We start from the raw sequence: 19,247 nt of genomic DNA on the forward strand, positions 1-19,247 counted from the left end.
CGCTCGCTCAGCCGACGAGGTCGCCGGCGTCGAGATCACCCTCGAGGACGCCGACCACGACGGTGGCGCTGCCGACCCCCAGTCTCGTGGTGCCGTCGGTGAGCAGCTCGACGGTCAGCGCCAGTCCCGAAGGACCGCCGAGGGCCGTCACGTCGAGCAGCTGCTGCCCTCCGGCGGGGTCGAGGTCGAGCCGGTCGAGCGTCACCGTCCCGCCCGGGTGGAGTGCGACCGTGCCGAGCACAGTCGGCCCCGCCTCGGGTGCGGGAGATTCCTCCGCAGGTGCCGCCGGGCTGACGGCCGGTGGGTCGGGAGCAGCGGGCGGAGGCTCCGGTCCTGTCGGCGCGGTGGTCGGCGCGGTGGTCGGCGCGGTGGTCGGCGCGGTGGTCGGCGCGTTGGTGGGCGGGGTGGTGGGCGGGGTGGTGGGCGTGGTGGTGGGCGTGGTCGGCGTGGTGGTGGGCGCTGCCTGCGTGGGTGAGACGCCTGGTGCCCGTGTGCTGACCGGTCGCGCAGGTACCCGGACGGGCCCCGACGGAGCCGTCGCGGCGGGTGCGGCCCCGGGCCGCGGCGGGAGCGGGCCGGGGCTCGCCACCGGCGGCGCCGAGCTGCCGCGGGCCGTGCTTCCGGGCCTCGGTCCGGTGGGGTGCACGGCAGAGGTGGTCGGGTGGTCCGGGACCACGGCCCCGGGGTCGGCGGCGTAGCGGGCCGCGAGCGCGAGGACCTGGTCGACGTAGTCCCAGCTGTGGTTGTACCGGTGCACCGCGCGCCTCGCACCGTCCCGCTCGCGCATGTCGGTGCCTCCGGCGCAGAGGTACCGGGCCGCGGCCGCGGCGGCGTCGTCGAGGTCGTGGGGGTCGGCGGTGCCGTCCCCGTCGCCGTCGACACCCATGCCCGACCACGTCGAGGGGATGAACTGCATGGGACCGACCGCGCGGTCGTAGGTCGTGTCCCGGTCGAGACGACCGCCGTCGGTGTCGCGGATGAGGGCGACGCCGGGTCGACCGTCGAGCGGGATGCCGATGATGGCCGGGCTGCTTCGACCGTCGGCACCGACGACCGCACCGCCGTAGCGACCGTGGTTCGACTCCACCCGTCCGATGCCGGCCAGCACCGGCCACGTGAGACCGCAGCCGGGGGTCGTGCGCGCCGTCCGCTCGGCAGCTGCGACGTACGCGGCGTGGGCGCGGGCGGGGATGCCGTTCGCCGCCGTGCTGCCCGCGCCGCCGGAGCGGATCGCGGCCGAGCCGTCGGCGTCCTGACCACCTGTCGTGGGGACGTAGGCGAGGGCGCCGCTGCCGCCCCCGGGCATGAGCGCGTCGAGCGTGGCGGCGTCGAGCCGGGGCCGGGGGTCGGGGCCGGCGGCCAGCAGGATGTCCCACACCTCCGCCGGCACCGTCGTGGCGTCCGGGGTCGCGGACGCCGCCGCCTCGGTGAGCAGGCCGTGGAGCCCGGTGGGCGCCGCTCCGGCGTGGTGCGACCCGTCGGCGCCGAGGGGGAACGCGACCGCACCGAGCCGGACGGGGACCGGGCCGTCGCCCGTCGCGGTGGTCGCGGTGGAGAGCGCCCCGGCGCCCCCCGCTCCCAGGCGAGCGGGGGGCGACGGCACCGCGGCCGCGACCGCCAGCAGGGCGGCGGCACAGCCGTGGACGGCGGGGGAGGGGCGCCGGACGGGGCGCCGGGTCGTCGACCCGGCGCCCAGCCCGGTGGAGACGGTCACGGTGCCGCTCCTCGGTGGTGCCTGCTCAGCGGCCGCTGCCGCTGAGGGTGACGGTCACCGTGCCGTTGACGGCGTCGCTCACCACGGTGAGGACCCCGGTCGCCGGCCCGGTGGCCACCGGGCGGAAGGTGACCGACAGGTTGCACGACGCCCGCGGCGCGAGGGTCGCGCCGCACGTGCCCGCCGCGACCGAGAACGGTCCGGTCGTGGCCCTCGCCCCGAGGGTGATGGTCGACCCGCCCGTGTTCCGGAGGCGGACGGTCTGCACCCGGTCCTGCCCGATCCGCCGCTGCCCGAAGTCGACGGCAGCGGGGGCCTGCAGGGTGGAGGGGACGAGACCGGTGCCGACGAGCGTCACCACGGCCGGCGAGTTCACGCCGTCGTGGGCGAGCGACAGCTCACCGCGCTGCTCCCCGGCGGCGACCGGTGCGAACGTCACCGTGACGGTGCAGCTGTCCCCGACCGCGACGGGCGTCGTGCACCCGGCCGCAGAGAACGAGGCCGCGTCGCGCCCGCCGATGGTGAGGCCCGTCACCGTGAGCGGTGCCGTGCCCGTGTTGCTGACGCCGACGTCGAGCGTGGTGCCGGACGTCGTGGTCACGGCGGGGAAGGCCAGGGCGGCCACGCTGAGCGTCGCCTCGCCCGACGGAGGCGCCGGGAGGGGCTGCGTGACGTCCGACGTCAGTGCCTCTGCCGTGCCGTGGGTGTCGGTCCAGGAGACCGTCACCGCGAACACCTCCCCGACCTGGTCCGCCGTGGGGACGAACGTGGGGTCGGTCGCCCCGGCCACCGGCACGAGGTCGGCGGGGTCGCCGCGGTCGCTGACGAGCCACTGGAAGGCGAACGCTGGGCTGCCGTCGACGAGCGGGATGCCGTCGGCGTCGGCGATCGTCGAGGTGTCGACGGTCAGGGTCCCGCCGATCTCCGGGGTCGCGGGCGAGACCACCGGTGCGCCGGTGGGCACGTCGTTGACGTTCGCGACGGGCTCGGTCGGTGCCGACTCCAGCCGCTCCGGGTTGCCCTCGCCGTCGGTGAAGGTGACGACGACCCGCAGGGGGTTGCCCACGGTGACGTCGCCCGGGGTGAAGGTGTCCCCGTTGCCGACACCGACCCACAGGCCGTCGATGAGCGCCTCCCACGTGAAGAACAGGTCACCGAGCCCGTCGGGGTCGACGAGGTCCTCCACGGTGGCGGTGAGGGCGACGTCCTCCGTCGGCGTGGTGTCGCTGATGAGCACCGTGCCAGTGGCCGCCACGTTCGTCGGGAGGTCGACGAAGTCGAGGACGCCGTCCGCGAAGCGGAACCGCTCGACGCCGATGAGGTGGTCGGTCCCGTCGGTGGCGAGGCCGCCGGTGTGGGAGACGATCGCCATCGGGCGGCCGTCGCGGCTCGTGGTCCGGGTGATGTCGTACTCCGACACCGGACCGGAGAACTCCGCGACGTCGATGCCGGACTCGTCCCGCACGATCTCCCGCACGATGGTGATGTCGGCGGGGCTGATGTCGCGGGCGAACACCCGGGCGGCCAGCTGCGTCATCGAGGAGTAGCGGACGCCGCCTGCCTCGAGGGTGACGTTGAGCCAGCTGTCGCCGTCGATGAGGTCGTCACCGCCGCGCCCCTCGATGGTGTCGGAGCCGCCACCGCCGAGCAGGACGTTGCCGCCGGTGAACCAGATCCCGTCCGCGTCCGCCGCGTCGGCCGGCAGCAGCTGCTGGAGGCCGGCGATGCGCGACGGGTCCCGCAGCTCGTGGTCGATGAAGCTGAGCTCGCCCGGGGGCTCGACGGGCTCGCCCTCCTCGACCTCCTCCGGTGCCCGGTCGTCGCCACGCAGGATGTCGTCGAACTGCCAGCCGGACAGGCCCTCGACGAGGTCGAACCGGTCGCGCATGTTCTGCACGTCCGGCGGGAGCAGGCCGGTGAGGCGCATGTCGTCGTCGGCCCGGAAGGGGTGCCGGGTGTGGGTCACCCAGTCGAAGCCCTTCATGCCCTCGTTCCGGTTGGTGCCGGAGCCGGCGACCATGATGTCGTCGCCACCCTCGGCGTCGTAGTCGTCGTTGCCGGCGTTGGCGATGAGGACGTCCGCGCCGCCGTTCGGGTCGTTCTGGAACCCGTTGCGGTTGTCGCCCTGCAGCAGGTCGGTGCCGCCGCCGCCCTCGATCCAGTCGTCGCCGTCGTTCCCGGCGATGATGTCGTGGGCGTTGCCGCCCCGGATGAAGTCGTCGCCGGTCTGGGCGAACGACTCGGTCTCGTCGGAGCCGTGGAGGACGAAGTCCTTGCCCGCGCCGGAGAGGATGAGGTCGAGACCCGGGCCCGCGTTGATGGCGTCCGGGCCGTTCCCGCCCTTGATCGTGTCGTCACCGTTGAGGTCGGTGATGACGTCGGCGCCGTTGCCGCCGAGGAGGTTGTCGTTGCCGTCGCCGCCCTCGAGGGTGTCGTCGCCGTCCTTGCCGAGGACGGTGTCGTCCCCGAGTCCGGACCGCAGCCTGTCGTTGCCGTCGGTGCCGACGAACGTGATGTGCTCGGCGCCCACGAAGCGGAGGTACCCGGCCTGGTCGGTGTGGATCGCCGACTCGTCGCACGGGGTCGCCTCGACGTCGGCGAACGGTCCCGGCCCCGCGTAGTCCGCCGCGCGGATCACGCAGTCCGGGGTCTGGAAGATGTTCGCCGGCAGGTCGGTCGCGGTGGTGTTCCGCTCGATCATCGCCTTGAGCGAGTTGTTCTCCAGCTCCCCGAGGAAGTTCGTCCCGATGAGGCGCGAGAGGTAGTAGAAGCGGTCGCCGTTCTGCAGGTCCTCCATCTGCTTCTCGAAGACGTAGTTGAAGGTCGACCCGAGGAACGACCCGAAGACGCGCGGGCGCTCGGCGAGGCCGCCCACCCACATGTCGACGTCGTCGAGGCCGCCCGCGGTCGCGAGGAACGGGTCGGAGGAGTCGACGAGGGCCTGTGCCGCCGCCCGCTTGTCCGCCAGGGTCGTCGCCGACTTTACCGAGGGGTGGGTGCCGTAGGCCGCCACGAAGTTGACGAGCGACTCGGGGTTGCGCAGGGCGGAGCCGAAGTCGTTCCAGCTCGCGTACGGGGCGACGGTGGCGTCGAGGCTCTCCGCGTAGAAGGTGCGCCGGGCCTCCTGCAGGCCCGGGACGCCCGCGTCACGGGCGCGGGTCATGTTGATGGTCGGCAGGTCGAGAGGCAGGCCCAGCAGGTTGTTGCGCAGGACCGGCGTCACGAACTCGTCGATCTCGTTGCCCTGCTCGAGGGTCGCGCCCTTGATGAGCGACCCCGCCGCCTCCTCGGGGCTGAGGCCCCCGGCGTCGTAGGCGGTCGGGTCGAGGAAGGCCTCGAGCAGCGTCATCTGCTCGGTCGTGCCGTCGGAGGCCTCGCGCATCACCCGCTCGGTCAGCATGGAGTGCCCGAAGCGGTAGACGACGTGTGCGAACTCCGCCTTGATGGCCGCGTCGAGCTCGGGGTGGTACCCGCTCTCGTTCGCCGGGACCACGTCGATGTTCGGGGAGATGGTGCGCCCGAACTCCTCGAAGACGAGGTGCTGGTACTGCATCTCGGTGAACAGCCGGCCGGCCTGGAAGAGGCGCTCGCCGTTCCACGCCCCGTCGCCCAGGCGCCACTCCGCCTGGAACTCGGGGTCGTCGGTCTGCTCGAGGACGAGGTCCTGCACCTGGTGGGTGACGCGGTTGTGCTCCGCGTGGAAGACGTGGTGCACCGCGCTGAGGGCGATGTTCTCGTTCCCGCGGCCGTCGCCGGTGACGAAGTGCTCCTCGAGCATCTCGTCGTCGTAGGTGCCGAAGGCGGGTCGGCCCGGGGTGACGACGTCGTCGGCGTCGGGGGCCAGCGGCCCCACCTGCGGGCCGGGCGCCGGGTCGTTGTCGCCCGTCGGGACCGCCGAGTGGGCGATGTCGTCGAGGAACGCGTGGCCGGTGCCGAGCGCGTCCGTGATGTCGAGCGGTGCCGCCGCGGTGCCGCTGCGGAGCTCGCCGCCGGCGAAGACGACCTGGGCGTAGCCGTTCGCGTCCGGGATCATCCGGCCGTACGGGTCCGTGAGGAGGAGCGGGACCTCGTGGACGTCGGCGTCGGTGAGGTCGATGCCGAGCAGGTCACGCGCCTGCGTCCTGACGTCGGCCCACGTGGCGAGGCCACCCCGGGTGCCGTCCTCGAGCGTGCCGTCGAGGAGGAAGCCGGTGGCCCGGGTGTCGTCGCCCACCCGCTCGTGCTCGCGGAGGAACACCTGGTGGCTCGGGTGCGACGTGTAGGTCTGGTTCTGGTCGACGTACGGCGTCGTCGTGTTCGTGTGCTCCTGCACGTCGTCCGCGGTGCCCTGCAGCCCGTCGGGGCCGGGGTCGTTCGTCGCGCGGGTGAGGGTCATGAAGGCGAGGTTCGGCGGCACGGTGTCGGGGGTGCTCGGGTCGCCGTCGATGCCCCCGACGCGCAGCGGGTCGTCGGCGTCGAGCGGGATGATGACCGTGCCGTTCCCGCCCTTGCTCACGAGGTCGAGGCCGTGGTCGAAGAACTGGCCGAAGAACGTCATCATCGAGTTGAAGGGCGCCGAGAGACCCTCGTCCGGTGCGGTCGCCGGGATCTCGAGCGGGGTGTGGGGCGGCACGACCTCGGGGGTGCCGGGGTCGCCGTCGTCGTCCACGAGCGGGAGCGTGCCGAGTCGCTCGGCCGACGCGACCGCCGCAGGGTTGTCGGTGGTCTGGTCGACGATGAGGTTGCTGATGCGGCGGGGCTCCGCGTCGTAGACGACCTGGTCGGCCTCCACCTGCGCGTACGAGGTCGTGTCGCCGAAGCCCTGACCCGGGCCTGGCCTCCCGGCCGGCGACGGAGGGATGACGTCCGCGGTGCGGAACTGCGGCGCGAGCAGCCGGGGGAACGGCTGGTCGGCGGCCCCGAAGTACCTGCGGTCCTTGCCGTCGAGGGCGCCGGACATGAGGTTGTTGAAGTCGCCGGTCACCGTGCGGAGACCGAAGGGGAGCAGCGGGCTGCCCACCTGGTTCTCGCCGGGTCCGAGGAGGTCGCCGCCGGCGGCGTGCGCCTCGGCGATCTTGATCTGCCGGAGCACGAACTCGAGGTCCGACTTCACGATGTTGAGCGCCGGGGGCTCGTGCCCCGCGACGTGGTCCGCGGTGGCCGTCGGCGCGGTGACGACGAGGCCTGCCCCGATCGTCACCGCGGCGGTGACCGCCGCGAGGCCCTTCCTGGCCCTGGATGTCCCCATGATCTCTCCCGATCGCCTGTCCTGGAGCGAGCGAGCGCGACGTCGTCGTCGCACACCCGGACGGTCGCCCGGGTGGCGGGACCGTGGCAGCGGGACCTTGCGGAAACCCTCGACGTCGTTTCCCCGCTGCGCCGTCCGGGTACACCGGACGCGGACGTACCGGACACACCACCCCGATCGGAAGGACTTCCAGTGGCGACCTCCTCGGCCCAGCGCGGCGGCTACACGATCCCCGGCCTCGACGAGTCGCAGGCCTCGACGCTCGTCGACCTGCTGCAGGACCGGCTCACCGCGCTCACCGACCTCCACCTCGTGCTCAAGCACGTGCACTGGAACGTGGTGGGCCCGCACTTCATCGCGGTCCACGAGATGATCGACCCGCAGGTCGACGACGTCCGTGCGATGACCGACGAGATCGCCGAGCGCATCGCGACGCTCGGCGGCAGCCCGGTCGGGACGATGGGGGCGATGGTGAAGGCCCGCTCGTGGGACGACTACTCGCTGCGTCGCGCCGGCACCGCGGAGCACCTCGGCGCACTCGACGTCGTGTACCAGGGCGTCATCGGCGACCACCGGAAGGCCATCGAGTCCGCGGGTGACCTCGACCCGGTGAGCGAGGACATGCTCATCGCGCAGGCCGGCAAGCTCGAGCTCTTCCACTGGTTCGTCCGCGCCCACCTGGAGAACTCCGCCGGCGAGCTCGTCACCGGCGGGGAGACGACCGAGAAGGGCGCCGCGAGCGCCGCCGGGACCCTCGAGCACGACGAGGACTGACACGCGGGCGGCATCGGCGCGCCCGCCCGTCCCGCCGCTGGCAGGCCCCGGACACCGGGGCCTGCCAGGATGGCGCCATGGCGTTCTCCGGTAGCGGCACCCCACGGGGCGTGCCCCGCCTGCCCACCCCGTTCCACGGGGAGCCGATCGCGACGTACGACACGTACGAGCAGGCGCAGCGCGCCGTCGACTACCTGTCGGACGAGAAGTTCCCCGTGCAGAAGGTCGCGATCATCGGCACGGACCTGCGGATGGTCGAGCGGGTGACGGGCCGACTCAACTACCCGCGCGTCGCCGGCGCAGGGGCCGCGAGCGGGGCGTACTTCGGGCTGTTCGTCGGCCTGCTGCTCACGCTGTTCGGCACCGGTGGCATCGACGTGTGGCTCGCCGCCGCCCTCATCGGCGCGGGCTTCGGCATGCTGTTCGGCGTCATCTCGTTCAGCTTCACCGGCGGCCGTCGCGACTTCACGTCGGCGAGCCAGATCGTCGCGCAGCAGTACCAGGTCGTCGCCGTCGCCGAGGTGGCGAACCAGGCCCGCAACGTCCTGCGCGGCCTGCCGAACTCCGGCGTCGACCCGGGTCCCAGCACCCCCGGGGCCCCGGGCGTGCCCGAGGACCCCTACCGGCCGCCGGGCCCCCGCGACTGAGCCCGGAGCCCGTTCAGGACCGCACGGCCTCGAGCCACGCCTCGACGGCGTCCGGGTCCCGGGGCAGCGCCGCGGACAGGTTCTCGTACCCGTCGGCCGTCACGAGGACGTCGTCCTCGATCCGCACGCCGATGCCGCGCAGCTCCTCCGGCACGAGCAGGTCGTCGGGCCGGAAGTACAGGCCCGGCTCGATCGTGAAGACCATGCCCGGCTCGAGCGCCTGGCCCTGGTAGGTCTCGCGGCGCAGCCGCGCGCAGTCGTGGACGTCGAGACCCAGGTGGTGGCTCGTGCCGTGCACCATCCACCGGCGGTGCTGCCCGCCCCGTTCGGGGTCGAGCGACTCCTCCGCCGTGACGGGCAGCAGGCCCCAGTCGGCGAGACGGTCCGCGAGGACGCCCATGGCCGCCGCGTGGACGTCGCGGATCGTCGCGCCGGGGCGGACGACCGCGAACGCGGCGTCGGCCGCGTCGAGGACCGCCTGGTAGACGCGGCGCTGGGGCTCGCTGAAGCGGCCGGAGACGGGCAGGGTGCGGGTGACGTCGGCGGTGTAGAGGCTGTCGGCCTCCACCCCGGCGTCGACGAGGACGAGGTCGTCGGCGGCGACGGCGCCGTCGTTGCGGATCCAGTGCAGCGTGCAGGCGTGCGCCCCGGCCGCCGCGATGACGTCGTAGCCGACGCCGTTGCCCTCCTCGCGGGCGCGGGCGGTGAACACGCCCTCGACGACGCGCTCGCCGCGGGCGTGCCCTACGGCGCGCGGCAGCGCCCGGGCGACGTCCTCGAACCCGCGGACCGTCGCGGCGACCGCCTCGCGGAGCTGCTCGACCTCCCAGTCGTCCTTCACGCAGCGCTGCGCGGAGACCGCGTCGGCGAGCGCGTCGTCGAGACGGCGCGCCTCCTCGTCGTCGACGTCGGCGGTGTGGCGCGCCGTGTCGAGGGCGTCGGTGACCGACGGGTCGGCGTCCCGCACGACGCGCACGACGAGGTGCCCGAGGTCCTTCGCGACGGCGTCGTGGAGCTCGTCGAGGTGCCGCGCCTCGATCCCCGTCACCTGCGCCACCTCCGCCAGCGACGGGCGGACGCCCACCCACAGCTCGCCGTAGCGGGCGTCGGCGTAGAACTCCTCGGTGTCGCGGCCGGCGCGCGGCCGGAAGTAGAGGACGGCGTCGTGCCCGCCTCCCTCGCCGCTGCCGGCGCCGTCGTCGCGCGGCTCGAGCACGAGGACGCAGTCGGGCTCGGTGTCCCCGCCGAGGCCCGTGAGGTAGGCGAAGGCGGTGTGGGGGCGGAACCGGTGGTCGGTGTCGTTGCTGCGGACCTGGAGGCCGCCCGCGGGCACGACGAGCCGGTCGCCGGGGAACTGCGCCGACAGCCGTTCCCGACGCCGGACGGCACGCCGCGGCCCGTCGCCGGGCGTCGCGTCGACCTCCGGGCGCGGCCCCCAGCCGGAGGCGACGAAGCGACGGAACGCCTCCGAGGTCGGTCGCTGGCTGCGGGCACCCGACTGCTCGGTGCCGCTCGTGCCGTCCGTGCCGTCCGTCCCGTCCGTGCCGTCCAGGTCCGTCGTGCTCGTGGCGTCGCCCGTCATGGCGCCCATCGTGTCACCGCTCCAGGCGGGCGCCGACCTCCGTGTCGACGGCCCGGGCGAACGCCCCGGTGACGGCGCGCGCCGCGGCGGTCTCCAGCGCCACACGGCGACGCGGGTCCTCGTCCGCCGGTGCGCGTCCGGTCGCGAGGGCGAACACGACGTCGCCGTCGACGAGGGTGTGGCTCGGCTCCACCGCTCGCGCGAGCCCCGCGTGCGACGCGCCGGCGAGCCGGTGGCACCCGGCGGTGTCGAGGGGTGCGTCGGTGACGACGACGACGAGCGTCGTGCTGGCGCGGGCCCGGCCGGTGTCCGGCGCGGGTGCGTCCCCGGGGGCCCAGCCGGCGGGGACCCCCGCCGCGTTGGCCGCGACGAGGGCCCCGACGCGCCAGCCGGTCCCCTCGACCTCGCCACCCGCGACCCCGAGCCCGCCGGGGCGGGAACCGGCGTCCACCCGCGCCCCGGTCCCTGCACCGACGTGACCCTCCGGTGCGGGCGGTCCGTCGTCCGGGACGGCACCCGCGGCGGCGGCCGCGGCGAACCCGAAGTCCGCGGTCGGTCGGGCGCGGACGTCGCCGCCGCGCCCGAGGTCGAAGAGGATCGCAGCAGGCACCACCGGCACCCGAGCCGGACCTGCCGGGGTGGGCACGGCGAAGCCCCGCTCGTCGTCCTCGCACCACCGCACGACCCCGTCGGCGGCGGCGAGGCCGAAGGCACTGCCGCCGCTGAGGACGAGGGCGTCCACGGCGTCGACGAGCGTGCCCGGTGCGAGGGCGTCCGTCTCCCGGGTGCCCGGGGCGCCGCCGCCGACCACGACGGACCCGGCGGTCCCCGGTGGGGGCACGACGACCGTCGTGCCGGTCCGCCACCCGCCACCGACCGCGTGCGCGTGACCGACCCTCACCGCCGCGGGGCCCGGCAGCAGGCCGGCGAGCGTCACGAGGTCGGGGGCGGGCAGGTCGGGGGCGGGCACCGTCGCTGGTGGCACGGGCCCCGACGCTACCGCCGCCCTACGATCGGTGCTCGTGCCCTACGACCTGCACACGCACTCCGCGGTGAGCGACGGGACCACGTCGCCGGCGGAGGTCGTGGCGGCCGCCGCGGCCGCAGGGGTCACGGGTCTCGCGCTCACCGACCACGACACCGGCGCCGGGCTCGCGGAGGCCGCCGCGGCCGCGAAGGTGCACGGTGTCGACCTCGTCCCGGGCATCGAGGTGTCGACGAGCCACCGCGGCCGCTCGGTCCACCTGCTCGCCTACGGGGACGTCGCCGGGGACCCGCACCTCGCCGGCGTCCTGGCCGGGACGGTCGACAGCCGGCGGCACCGGCTGCGGCGGATCGTCGACGGGGTGCGCCGCGCGGTGCCGGCGCTCACGGTCGAGGCCGTGCTCGACCGCGTCCCCGCCGGTGTGACGCCCGGTCGCCCGCACGTCGCCGACGCGCTCGTCGCGCTCGGCGCGGTGCCCACGCGGGACGAGGCGTTCCGCGAGCTGCTCGCGGAGGACGGGCCGTACTACGTGCCGTACCGCGCGCCGGACCTCGAGCGGACCGTCGCGGACGTCGTGGCCGCCGGCGGTGTCGCGGTCCTCGCGCACCCCGGCTCCCGGTCGGCGGCCGACGTCGTCGACGAGGCGACGCTGGAGCGGCTGACGGCCGTCGGGCTCGCCGGTCTCGAGGTCGACCACCGCGACCACGACCCGGCGACCCGCGCGCGGCTGCGCTCGCTGGCCGGCGCCCTCGGGCTGCTCGTCACCGGGGCCAGCGACTACCACGGCGAGGGCAAGCAGAACCGGATCGCGGAGCACACGACACCGGACGACGTCGTCCACGCGCTGCTCGCACGGGTGCGGGCGACCGACTAGCGGCAGCCGCCCCCGCCGAGCTCGCTGCGTGACGGGTCTCCTGCTGGCCCGGGCGTCCGGATTCCGGAGGGTGTGGTGGGTGGCCGGGTCTCCTGCTGGCCCGGGCGTCCGGATTCCGGAGGGCGTGGTGGGTGGCCGGGTCTCCTGCTGGCCCGGGCGTCCGGATTCCGGAGGGTGTGGTGCGCCCCGAGGGCGCGGCGCTGCCGCCTAGCCCGCAAGGCCGAGCCGGCGCCTGGCCTCGCGCTCGTGCGGGCTGCCGCGCAGCGCCGGGACGAGGGCCTGGACGCCGTGGCCGGCGAGGCGCAGCGCCCGCAGGGACGACGTCACGGCGGCCGGTGGGGCGACGGCGGCCGCCGCCCGCCACGGCGCCGGGAACAGCGCCCGGGCCCAGCCCGGGAGGCTGGCGAAGGCCGTGCCGACGAGCGACGACCAGCCCGCCCGTGCGGGGGTGGCGTACTCGAGGAGCGCGGGAAGGGGCGGTGCGAGCACGACGGCGACCGCCTCACGGGCCGCCGGGCAGAGACGGAGCGAGGCGCGGCTGTCGAGCAGGTACCCGCGCAGGCCCGCCACGTCGTCGGGCACGTGGGCGGGGTCGACCCCGAGCAGCGCCGCGACCCGCACCTGCTCGGCGACGTAGCGGTCGGCCTCCGCCGCGTCGAGCCGGAGCCCGCCGCGGCGCACCACGTGGAGCATCGAGTCGACGAGGCAGCAGTGCACCCACAGCAGCAGCCGGGGGTCGTCGAGGCGCCGTCCGCCGTCGCGCGAGGCCGCCCGGTCGTGCGCGCGACGGACGTGCGCCGCGGCGCGCAGCACCTGCTCGGTGCTGCCGAACGTCGTGAGGGCGACGAAGTCGGCGGTGCGTACCAGCCGCGACCACGGCTCGTCGCGGTAGCGGGAGTGCGCAGCGAAGCCCTCGGCCGCCTCCGGGTGCAGCGACTGCAGGAGGAGCGCCCGCAGGCCACCGACGGCCATGAGCGGGTCCGCGTGCACGCGCCACGTCACGCTCGTCGGGCCGAACAGGCCGGGGTCGGCCGGGACCGCGCCCTGGGCACCGGGTGCCGGGGCGACGACGGCGAGGCGACCGTCCACCACGGCTGGAGTCTGTCCTACCGGACGCCCGGACGGCTCGTCGACCCGCAGGGGGCTGCGAGGATGACGCCGTGCCGAGGGTGCTGGCGGTGGCGAACCAGAAGGGCGGCGTGGCGAAGACCACGACCGCTGCGGCGTTGTCGACGGCGTTCGCGCAGGCCGGTCGCCGGGTGCTCCTCGTCGACCTCGACCCGCAGGCGTGTCTCACCTTCGCCCTCGGTGTCGACGCCGACGAGGTCGTGACGAGCAGCGCCGAGGTCCTCCTCGGTGCTCCGCTGGAGGACGCCGTCGTCCGCACGGCCGAGGACGTCGACCTGCTGCCCGCCACGCTCGAGCTGGCCGCGACCGACGCCGCCCTCGTCGCGCGCCCCGACCGCGAGGCGGCGCTGCGGGACGCGCTGGCCCCGGTCGCCGACCGCTACGACGACGTCGTTGTCGACTGCTCGCCCACCCTGGGCGTGCTCACGCTCGCGGCGCTCGCGGCCGCGGACGAGGTGCTCGTCCCGCTGGCCGCCGAGATGCTCGGGCACCGCGCCGTCGGACAGCTCCTCGACACGGCCGAGGACGTGCGGCGGGGCGTCAACCCCGGTCTCGTCGTCGTCGGGCTCCTGCCCACCATGGTCGACCTGCGGACCTCGCACGCCCGTGAGGTCGTCGAGGACCTGTCGGGCCGCTACGGGCTGCCCGTGCTCGGTCCCGTCCCGCGCTCGGTGCGCGTGGCGGAGGCCCCGGTCCGCGGCCGGTCCGTCCTCACGACGTCACCCCGCTCGCGCGCCTCCCTCGCCTACCGCGAGGTCGCGACCGAGCTGCTGCACGGCCGCTGACGGGCTGGACGCGGACCCGGGCGCTCAGGCCGGTGTCGTGACGTCCTGCTGCGGTGCCCGACCGTCCGCCGCGGAACCGCCGCCCCCACGGCGACGACGCCGCTTGCGTCGGGCAGGGACCGCCTCGGACCCCTCGGGGCCGCTGCCGGTCTCCGGCACCTCGACGACCACCGTCTCCGAGCTGCGGCGTCGGCGACGACGCGGCTGCGGTGCGCCGTCACCGGCGGCACCCTCGCGGGACGACTCGCGCCTGCCGTCTCCCGACCCGCCCCGGGACGCACCGCCGCGGGGCGCACCACCGCGGGGCGCGCCGTCGCGGCCGCCTCGGCCGCGTCCGCCCGAGCGAGGGCCCTCGACGTCCTCCAGCTCCTCCGCCTCGAGCCCGGCCCGGGTGCGCGCCGCGCGGGGGAGCCGACCCTTCGTGCCCTCGGGGATGCCGAGGTCGGTGAAGAGGTGGGGGGAGGTGCTGTACGTCTCGGCGGGCTCGTCGGCGGGGATGCCGACCTCGCGGGCGATGACCTGCCAGCGGACCACGTCCGCCCACTCGACGAACGTGACGGCGGTGCCGGCGTTGCCGGCGCGTCCGGTCCGGCCGATGCGGTGGACGTACGTGCGGGCGTCGTCGGGGCACTCGTAGTTGACGACGTGGGTGACGTCCTCGACGTCGATGCCGCGGGCGGCGACGTCGGTCGCGATGAGGACGTCGACCTTGCCGTGGCGGAACGCGCGCAGCGCCTGCTCGCGGGCGCCCTGGCCGAGGTCGCCGTGGATCGCGGCCGCGGCGAAGCCGCGCGTGACGAGCTCGTCGGCGACCTTCGAGGCGTTGCGACGGGTCCGGGTGAAGACGATGGTGAGGCCCCGGCCGTCGGCCTGCAGCAGCCGCGCGAGGCACTCGATGCGGTCCATCGGGTGCGTGCGGTACGCGTGCTGCTTCACGAGCTTGACGGTCGCGCCGTCGTCGTCGGGGTCGTGGGCGCGGATGTGCGTCGGCTGCGTCATGTACTGCCGCGCGAGCGAGACGACCGCGGACGGCATGGTCGCGCTGAACAGCATGGTCTGCCGGCCCGCGGGGGTGCGGGAGAGGATGCGCTCGACGTCCGGCAGGAAGCCGAGGTCGAGCATCTCGTCGGCCTCGTCGAGGACGACGTGGCGCGCGGAGCCGAGGTCGAGGTGACCCTGGTTCGCGAGGTCGATGAGCCGGCCGGGTGTGCCGACGACGATCTCGACGCCGCGGCGCAGCGCCTCGATCTGCGGCTCGTACGCGCGCCCGCCGAAGATGACGGTGACCCGCACGGGGCGGCGGCTCGCGGCGGTCGTGAGGTCGCCCGCGACCTGCAGCGCGAGCTCGCGCGTGGGGGCGACGACGAGCGCCTGCGGCGCGCCGGGGGTGGGCAGGTCGTCGAAGCCCGCCTCGCCCGGCCCCACGACCCGCTGCACGAGGGGGACGCCGAAGCCGAGGGTCTTTCCCGTGCCGGTCTTGGCCTGCCCGATGATGTCGGCGCCGTCGAGGGCGACCGGGAGGGTCATCGCCTGGATCGGGAAGGGGTGGGTGATGCCGGCGGCGGCGAGCGCGTCGCAGATCTCGGGCTGGACACCGAAGTCGGCGAACGTCTGGCCGGCGGGGACGGGAGGCGCCTCGACGACAGGGGTGCCGGTCGGGAGGGAGGTCGTGTCAGTCACTATGCCCCCCAGCGTAGCCGGGTGGCGGGACTAGGGTTCGCCCATGGCGCCCGACGACGAGTCCACGCCGGCAGCGGAGCCCGGGTCCCGGGACGCGGTCGTCGACCTGCTGGGGGCGCTGGCCTACGGCGAGCTCACCGCGTTCAGCCGCCTCGCGGGGGACGCCGAGCTCGCCCCGAGCCTGCGCGACAAGGTCGCGCTCGCGCAGGTCGCGGCGGTCGAGCTGCGGCACTACGAGCAGCTGGCGGAGCGCATCGGCGAGCTCGGCGGCGACCCGCACGACGCGATGGCGCCCTTCGTCGCGCCGGTCGACGCCTTCCACGACCGGACCGCCCCGAACGACTGGCTCGAGGGGCTCGTCAAGGCGTACGTCGGCGACGGGGTCGCGATGGACTTCTACCGCGAGGTCGCCGCGTACGTGGACACCGACACCCGCGCGCTGGTCGAGACGGTGCTCGCCGACCAGGGGCACACCGACGTCGTCGCCGCGGCCGTGCGCGGTGCCGTCGAGCGCGACGCACGTCTCGCCGGCCGCCTCGCGCTGTGGGCCCGCCGCCTGGTCGGGGAGGCCCTGAGCCAGGCGCAGCGCGTCGCGGTGGACCGGGACGGTCTCGCGGGGCTGCTCGTCGGCACCGAGACCGCACCCGGGGCCGACCTCGCGGAGATCGGTCGCATGTTCGCCCGCATCATGGAGCGGCACGGCGAGCGCATGGCCCGCCTGGGCCTGGCCCCCTGAGGGACGCGCTCGCTCAGGCGCCGGTGGTGCCGAACCCGACGCTGCGGACCTCGGTGGCGCCGGTCTCGACGTAGGCGAGGGCCTCCGTCGGGACGATGACGCGACGGCCCTTGTCGTCGACGAGCTCGAGCACCGGCCCGGACAGGGCGGCGGCCACGGCCTTCGAGATCTCCTCCGGCGACTTCTCGGTCTCCAGGACGATCTCGCGGGGGGCGTTGCGGACGCCGATCTTGACCTGCACCAGGACCTCCTGCGCGTGGGGGGTGCGGGCGGCCGCCCGCGAGGGGCCAGCGTAGACCGGCCGTGCCGGGCGCCCGTCGTCAGGCGACGGACTTGGGGAAGCCGCGGATGCCGCGCCACGACAACGACGACACGAGCCGGGCCGCGTCCTCGCGGGGAATCGGTCGGCCGTTGCTCAGCCACCACCGCGCCGTCACCTGCGCCTGCCCCACGAGCGCGATGCCGAGCATCCGGGCCTCCTCACGCGGCAGGCCGGTGTCCTCGGCGATGACGGTGCTGATGGGGGCCGCGCACGCGGCGGTCATCCGCGCCACCCGCTGCTGCACGAGCGGCTCGCTCGTGAGGTCGGACTCGAAGACGAGCCGGAACGCCTCGCCCTCGGTGTCGACGAAGGAGAAGAACGCCGCCGTCACACCGGCCACCCGCTGCTTGTTGTCGTGCGTGGCCTCCAGGGCGGCGCTCACCGCCTCGACGAGGTGTTCGACGAGGCCGTCGAGCACCGCGAGGTACAGCTCGAGCTTGCTCGGGAAGTGCTGGTAGAGGACGGGCTTCGACACCTGCGCGCGGTCGGCGATCTCGTCCATCGCCGTCGCGTGGTAGCCGTTGGCGACGAAGACCGCCTGCGCGGCCCCGAGCAGCTGCCGGCGGCGGGCCGGTCGCGACAACCGCGTGCCGCGCACCGCGTCCGGGGTGCCCGGCGGGTCGGCGGCGGCGGCGCTCGTCATGGCGGGGAGGCTACCGGGGCGTCGCCGACGGAACACCGGGCCGCCCGGGCGGGTTGCACGAGTCGCCCACCGACCCGTCCCTGCGACCCACCACGAGGAGCGCCCCCGTGTCCCTGCCCCCGCTCGTCGAACCCGCCGCGGAGCTGTCCGTCGAGGAGGTCCGGCGCTTCAGCCGGCACATCATCATCCCCGACGTCGGCATGGCGGGGCAGAAGCGGCTGAAGAACGCGAAGGTGCTCGTGGTCGGCGCAGGCGGGCTCGGCAGCCCGGCGCTGCTCTACCTCGCGGCTGCGGGGGTCGGCACCCTCGGGATCGTCGAGTTCGACGTCGTCGACGAGTCGAACCTCCAGCGGCAGGTCATCCACGGGCAGTCCGACGTGGGCCGACCCAAGGCCCGGTCGGCGCGCGAGTCCGTCCTCGAGATCAACCCGCACGTCGACGTGCGGCTGCACGAGACCCGCCTCGACTCCTCTAACGTCCTCGACGTGTTCCGCGACTACGACCTCGTCGTCGACGGCACGGACAACTTCGCCACCCGCTACCTCGTGAACGACGCGTGCGTGCTCCTCGGCAAGCCGTACGTGTGGGGGTCGATCTACCGCTTCGAGGGCCAGGTCAGCGTCTTCTGGGCCGACCCGCCCGCGGGGCCGGACGGCGCGCAGGTCGAGGGCGTGCAGTACCGCGACCTCTACCCCGAGCCGCCGCCGCCCGGCATGGTGCCGAGCTGCGCGGAGGGCGGGGTGCTCGGCGTGCTGTGCGCGTCCATCGGCTCCGTCATGGTGAACGAGGCCATCAAGCTCCTCACGGGGATCGGTGACCCGCTGCTCGGGCGCCTGCTCGTCTTCGACGCCCTCGAGATGAGCTGGCGCGAGGTGCGGGTGCGCAAGGACCCGAACGGCACCCCGGTGACGGGGCTCATCGACTACGAGGCGTTCTGCGGGGTCGTGTCCCAGGAGGCGTCCGACGCCGTCGCCGGCTCGACGATCTCCGTCCTCGAGCTGCGCGACATGCTCGCCGAGCGCGAGCGGGGCGAGCGGGACTTCCTCCTCGTCGACGTCCGGGAGCCCGACGAGCGCGACATCGTCGAGATCCCCGGCTCCGTCCTCATCCCCAAGGGCGAGTTCCTGTCCGGGGCAGCGCTGGAGAAGCTCCCCGGCGACCGCCAGGTGGTGCTCCACTGCAAGGCAGGGACCCGTTCCGCGGAGGCGCTCGCCGTCGTGAAGGGCGCCGGCTTCGCCGACGCCGTCCACGTCGGCGGGGGGGTGCTCGCGTGGGTCGACCAGGTGGAGCCGGACAAGCCGTCCTACTGATCCCTCCGCCAGGTCCGCTCGTGCGCGGTCCCGCGGTCCTGCCCCTCGTACGACACGTCGATCCCTCCGACGGTCGCCGACAGGTCGAGCACCCGTGAGGCACCCGGCTCGTCGGTGATGCCGACCGCGGCGTCGCCGACCGACACGCCGGTGCTGACGTCGTAGGCGGTCCCGTCGTCCGGGACGACGACCGCGACGCCGCCGACCGACGTCGCGACGCGGACCTCGCGGGGCGGCGCGACGAAGTCGAGCTGGACGCCACCGGTGGTGACCGACGCGGACACCCGCTGCGACGTGGCGTCGCGCAGCGACACGCCACCGGCGCTGATCGACGTCGTGAGGTCGCCGGCGAGCCCGGAGGCGTCGACCCCGCCGGTGGCGACGTCGACGTCGACGTCGACCTCCGGGTCGACGACGAGGTCGTAGCCGACGTCGCAGCGCCGCGGCCAGCCGCTGCTCGGGCACTCCGACTCCAGGACGAGGGTGTCGCCCTCGCGGGTGACGGTGACCTCGCCCTCGACCCACGAGGTCGTGAGGACGGCGTCGCCGAGGACCTCGCCGTCGCCGGCGCCTGCGGTGCGCAGCCGGACGCCCGCGACGTCCCCGACGACGTGGAGCTCGCGGACGCCCTCGGCGTCGACGACCTGCCGCTGCTCGCGGGTGCCGGCGGCGACGAGCGCGGCCGCGGCCGCGACGCCCACCACCACGACGACGACGAGGACGCCGAGGACCGTGAGGACCCACGCCCACCACGGCACGCGCGGCCGGTTCTGCGGGGGTCGGGGAGCCGGCGGGACCGGCGGGACGGGCTGCTGGGTGGGGGTGGTCATGGTCGTGCCT

At 74.9% G+C, this 19,247-nt stretch carries 15 protein-coding genes; 6 read left to right on the forward strand and 9 right to left on the reverse strand.

Features of this window, described 5'->3' with window-relative positions; all coding sequences use genetic code 11:
• Positions 1–7 precede the first annotated feature (7 nt).
• Positions 8–1,714 carry a lytic murein transglycosylase gene (locus tag WAB14_RS04670; RefSeq protein ID WP_340267872.1) on the reverse strand — a complete coding sequence of 569 codons (1,707 nt, stop codon included), beginning with the start codon at positions 1,712–1,714 and terminating at the stop codon, positions 8–10.
• A gap of 25 nt (positions 1,715–1,739) precedes the next feature.
• Positions 1,740–6,941: a peroxidase family protein gene (locus tag WAB14_RS04675; RefSeq protein ID WP_340267874.1), complete on the reverse strand. Its 5,202-nt coding sequence runs from the start codon at positions 6,939–6,941 to the stop codon at positions 1,740–1,742.
• A gap of 192 nt (positions 6,942–7,133) precedes the next feature.
• Here WAB14_RS04675 and WAB14_RS04680 point away from each other — a divergent pair, with 192 nt between their 5' ends.
• Together WAB14_RS04680 and WAB14_RS04685 are read left to right on the forward strand one after the other, a co-directional pair.
• A complete protein-coding gene (locus WAB14_RS04680; RefSeq protein WP_340267876.1) occupies positions 7,134–7,715 on the forward strand; it encodes a Dps family protein in 582 nt (193 codons plus the stop codon).
• Positions 7,716–7,792: 77 nt separating this feature from the next.
• Positions 7,793–8,362 carry a YflT domain-containing protein gene (locus WAB14_RS04685; RefSeq protein WP_340267878.1) on the forward strand — a complete coding sequence of 190 codons (570 nt, stop codon included), beginning with the start codon at positions 7,793–7,795 and terminating at the stop codon, positions 8,360–8,362.
• Positions 8,363–8,375: 13 nt separating this feature from the next.
• On the opposite strand, the gene WAB14_RS04690 is transcribed toward WAB14_RS04685, so the two are convergent.
• Together WAB14_RS04690 and WAB14_RS04695 are read right to left on the reverse strand one after the other, a co-directional pair.
• The gene (locus WAB14_RS04690; protein WP_340267879.1) at positions 8,376–9,944 is read right to left on the reverse strand and encodes an aminopeptidase P family protein; all 1,569 of its coding nucleotides are present in this window, start codon (positions 9,942–9,944) and stop codon (positions 8,376–8,378) included.
• A 13-nt stretch (positions 9,945–9,957) separates the two neighbouring features.
• Positions 9,958–10,929 (reverse strand): P1 family peptidase, encoded by a 972-nt coding sequence (locus WAB14_RS04695; RefSeq protein ID WP_340267880.1) that lies wholly within the window; start codon positions 10,927–10,929, stop codon positions 9,958–9,960.
• 37 nt (positions 10,930–10,966) lie between these two features.
• Here WAB14_RS04695 and WAB14_RS04700 point away from each other — a divergent pair, with 37 nt between their 5' ends.
• Entirely contained in the window at positions 10,967–11,803 is an 837-nt protein-coding gene (locus tag WAB14_RS04700) for a PHP domain-containing protein (RefSeq protein ID WP_340267882.1), read from the forward strand.
• 207 nt (positions 11,804–12,010) lie between these two features.
• Here the strand turns inward: WAB14_RS04700 and WAB14_RS04705 are convergent, their stop codons facing one another.
• Positions 12,011–12,895, reverse strand: coding sequence for an oxygenase MpaB family protein (locus WAB14_RS04705; RefSeq protein WP_340267884.1), 885 nt, complete (start codon positions 12,893–12,895; stop codon positions 12,011–12,013).
• A gap of 68 nt (positions 12,896–12,963) precedes the next feature.
• On the opposite strand from WAB14_RS04705, the gene WAB14_RS04710 reads away from it, so the two are divergent.
• Positions 12,964–13,716: a ParA family protein gene (locus WAB14_RS04710; RefSeq protein ID WP_340267886.1), complete on the forward strand. Its 753-nt coding sequence runs from the start codon at positions 12,964–12,966 to the stop codon at positions 13,714–13,716.
• A 24-nt stretch (positions 13,717–13,740) separates the two neighbouring features.
• Here the strand turns inward: WAB14_RS04710 and WAB14_RS04715 are convergent, their stop codons facing one another.
• On the reverse strand, positions 13,741–15,396 hold the full coding sequence (locus WAB14_RS04715; protein WP_377002446.1) for a DEAD/DEAH box helicase: 1,656 nt from the start codon (positions 15,394–15,396) through the stop codon (positions 13,741–13,743).
• Between the two features lie 43 nt (positions 15,397–15,439).
• Here WAB14_RS04715 and WAB14_RS04720 point away from each other — a divergent pair, with 43 nt between their 5' ends.
• On the forward strand, positions 15,440–16,132 hold the full coding sequence (locus WAB14_RS04720) for a ferritin-like fold-containing protein (RefSeq protein WP_340267888.1): 693 nt from the start codon (positions 15,440–15,442) through the stop codon (positions 16,130–16,132).
• A 13-nt stretch (positions 16,133–16,145) separates the two neighbouring features.
• Here WAB14_RS04720 and WAB14_RS04725 read toward each other — a convergent pair whose 3' ends face one another.
• On the reverse strand, positions 16,146–16,373 hold the full coding sequence (locus WAB14_RS04725; RefSeq protein WP_340267890.1) for a DUF3107 domain-containing protein: 228 nt from the start codon (positions 16,371–16,373) through the stop codon (positions 16,146–16,148).
• A 79-nt stretch (positions 16,374–16,452) separates the two neighbouring features.
• Positions 16,453–17,097, reverse strand: a complete 645-nt coding sequence (locus tag WAB14_RS04730) for a TetR/AcrR family transcriptional regulator (RefSeq protein WP_340267891.1) — start codon at positions 17,095–17,097, stop codon at positions 16,453–16,455.
• Between the two features lie 107 nt (positions 17,098–17,204).
• On the opposite strand from WAB14_RS04730, the gene moeZ reads away from it, so the two are divergent.
• A complete protein-coding gene (gene moeZ, locus WAB14_RS04735) occupies positions 17,205–18,407 on the forward strand; it encodes an adenylyltransferase/sulfurtransferase MoeZ (protein WP_340267892.1) in 1,203 nt (400 codons plus the stop codon).
• On the opposite strand, the gene WAB14_RS04740 is transcribed toward moeZ, so the two are convergent.
• Positions 18,401–19,237 (reverse strand): hypothetical protein, encoded by an 837-nt coding sequence (locus tag WAB14_RS04740; RefSeq protein WP_340267894.1) that lies wholly within the window; start codon positions 19,235–19,237, stop codon positions 18,401–18,403. The two genes, moeZ and WAB14_RS04740, sit on opposite strands and share 7 nt — an antisense overlap.
• Positions 19,238–19,247: the final 10 nt, after the last annotated feature.

The sequence above is a fragment of the Aquipuribacter nitratireducens genome (genome assembly GCF_037860835.1).
Taxonomy (GTDB): Bacteria; Actinomycetota; Actinomycetes; order Actinomycetales; family JBBAYJ01; genus Aquipuribacter; species Aquipuribacter nitratireducens.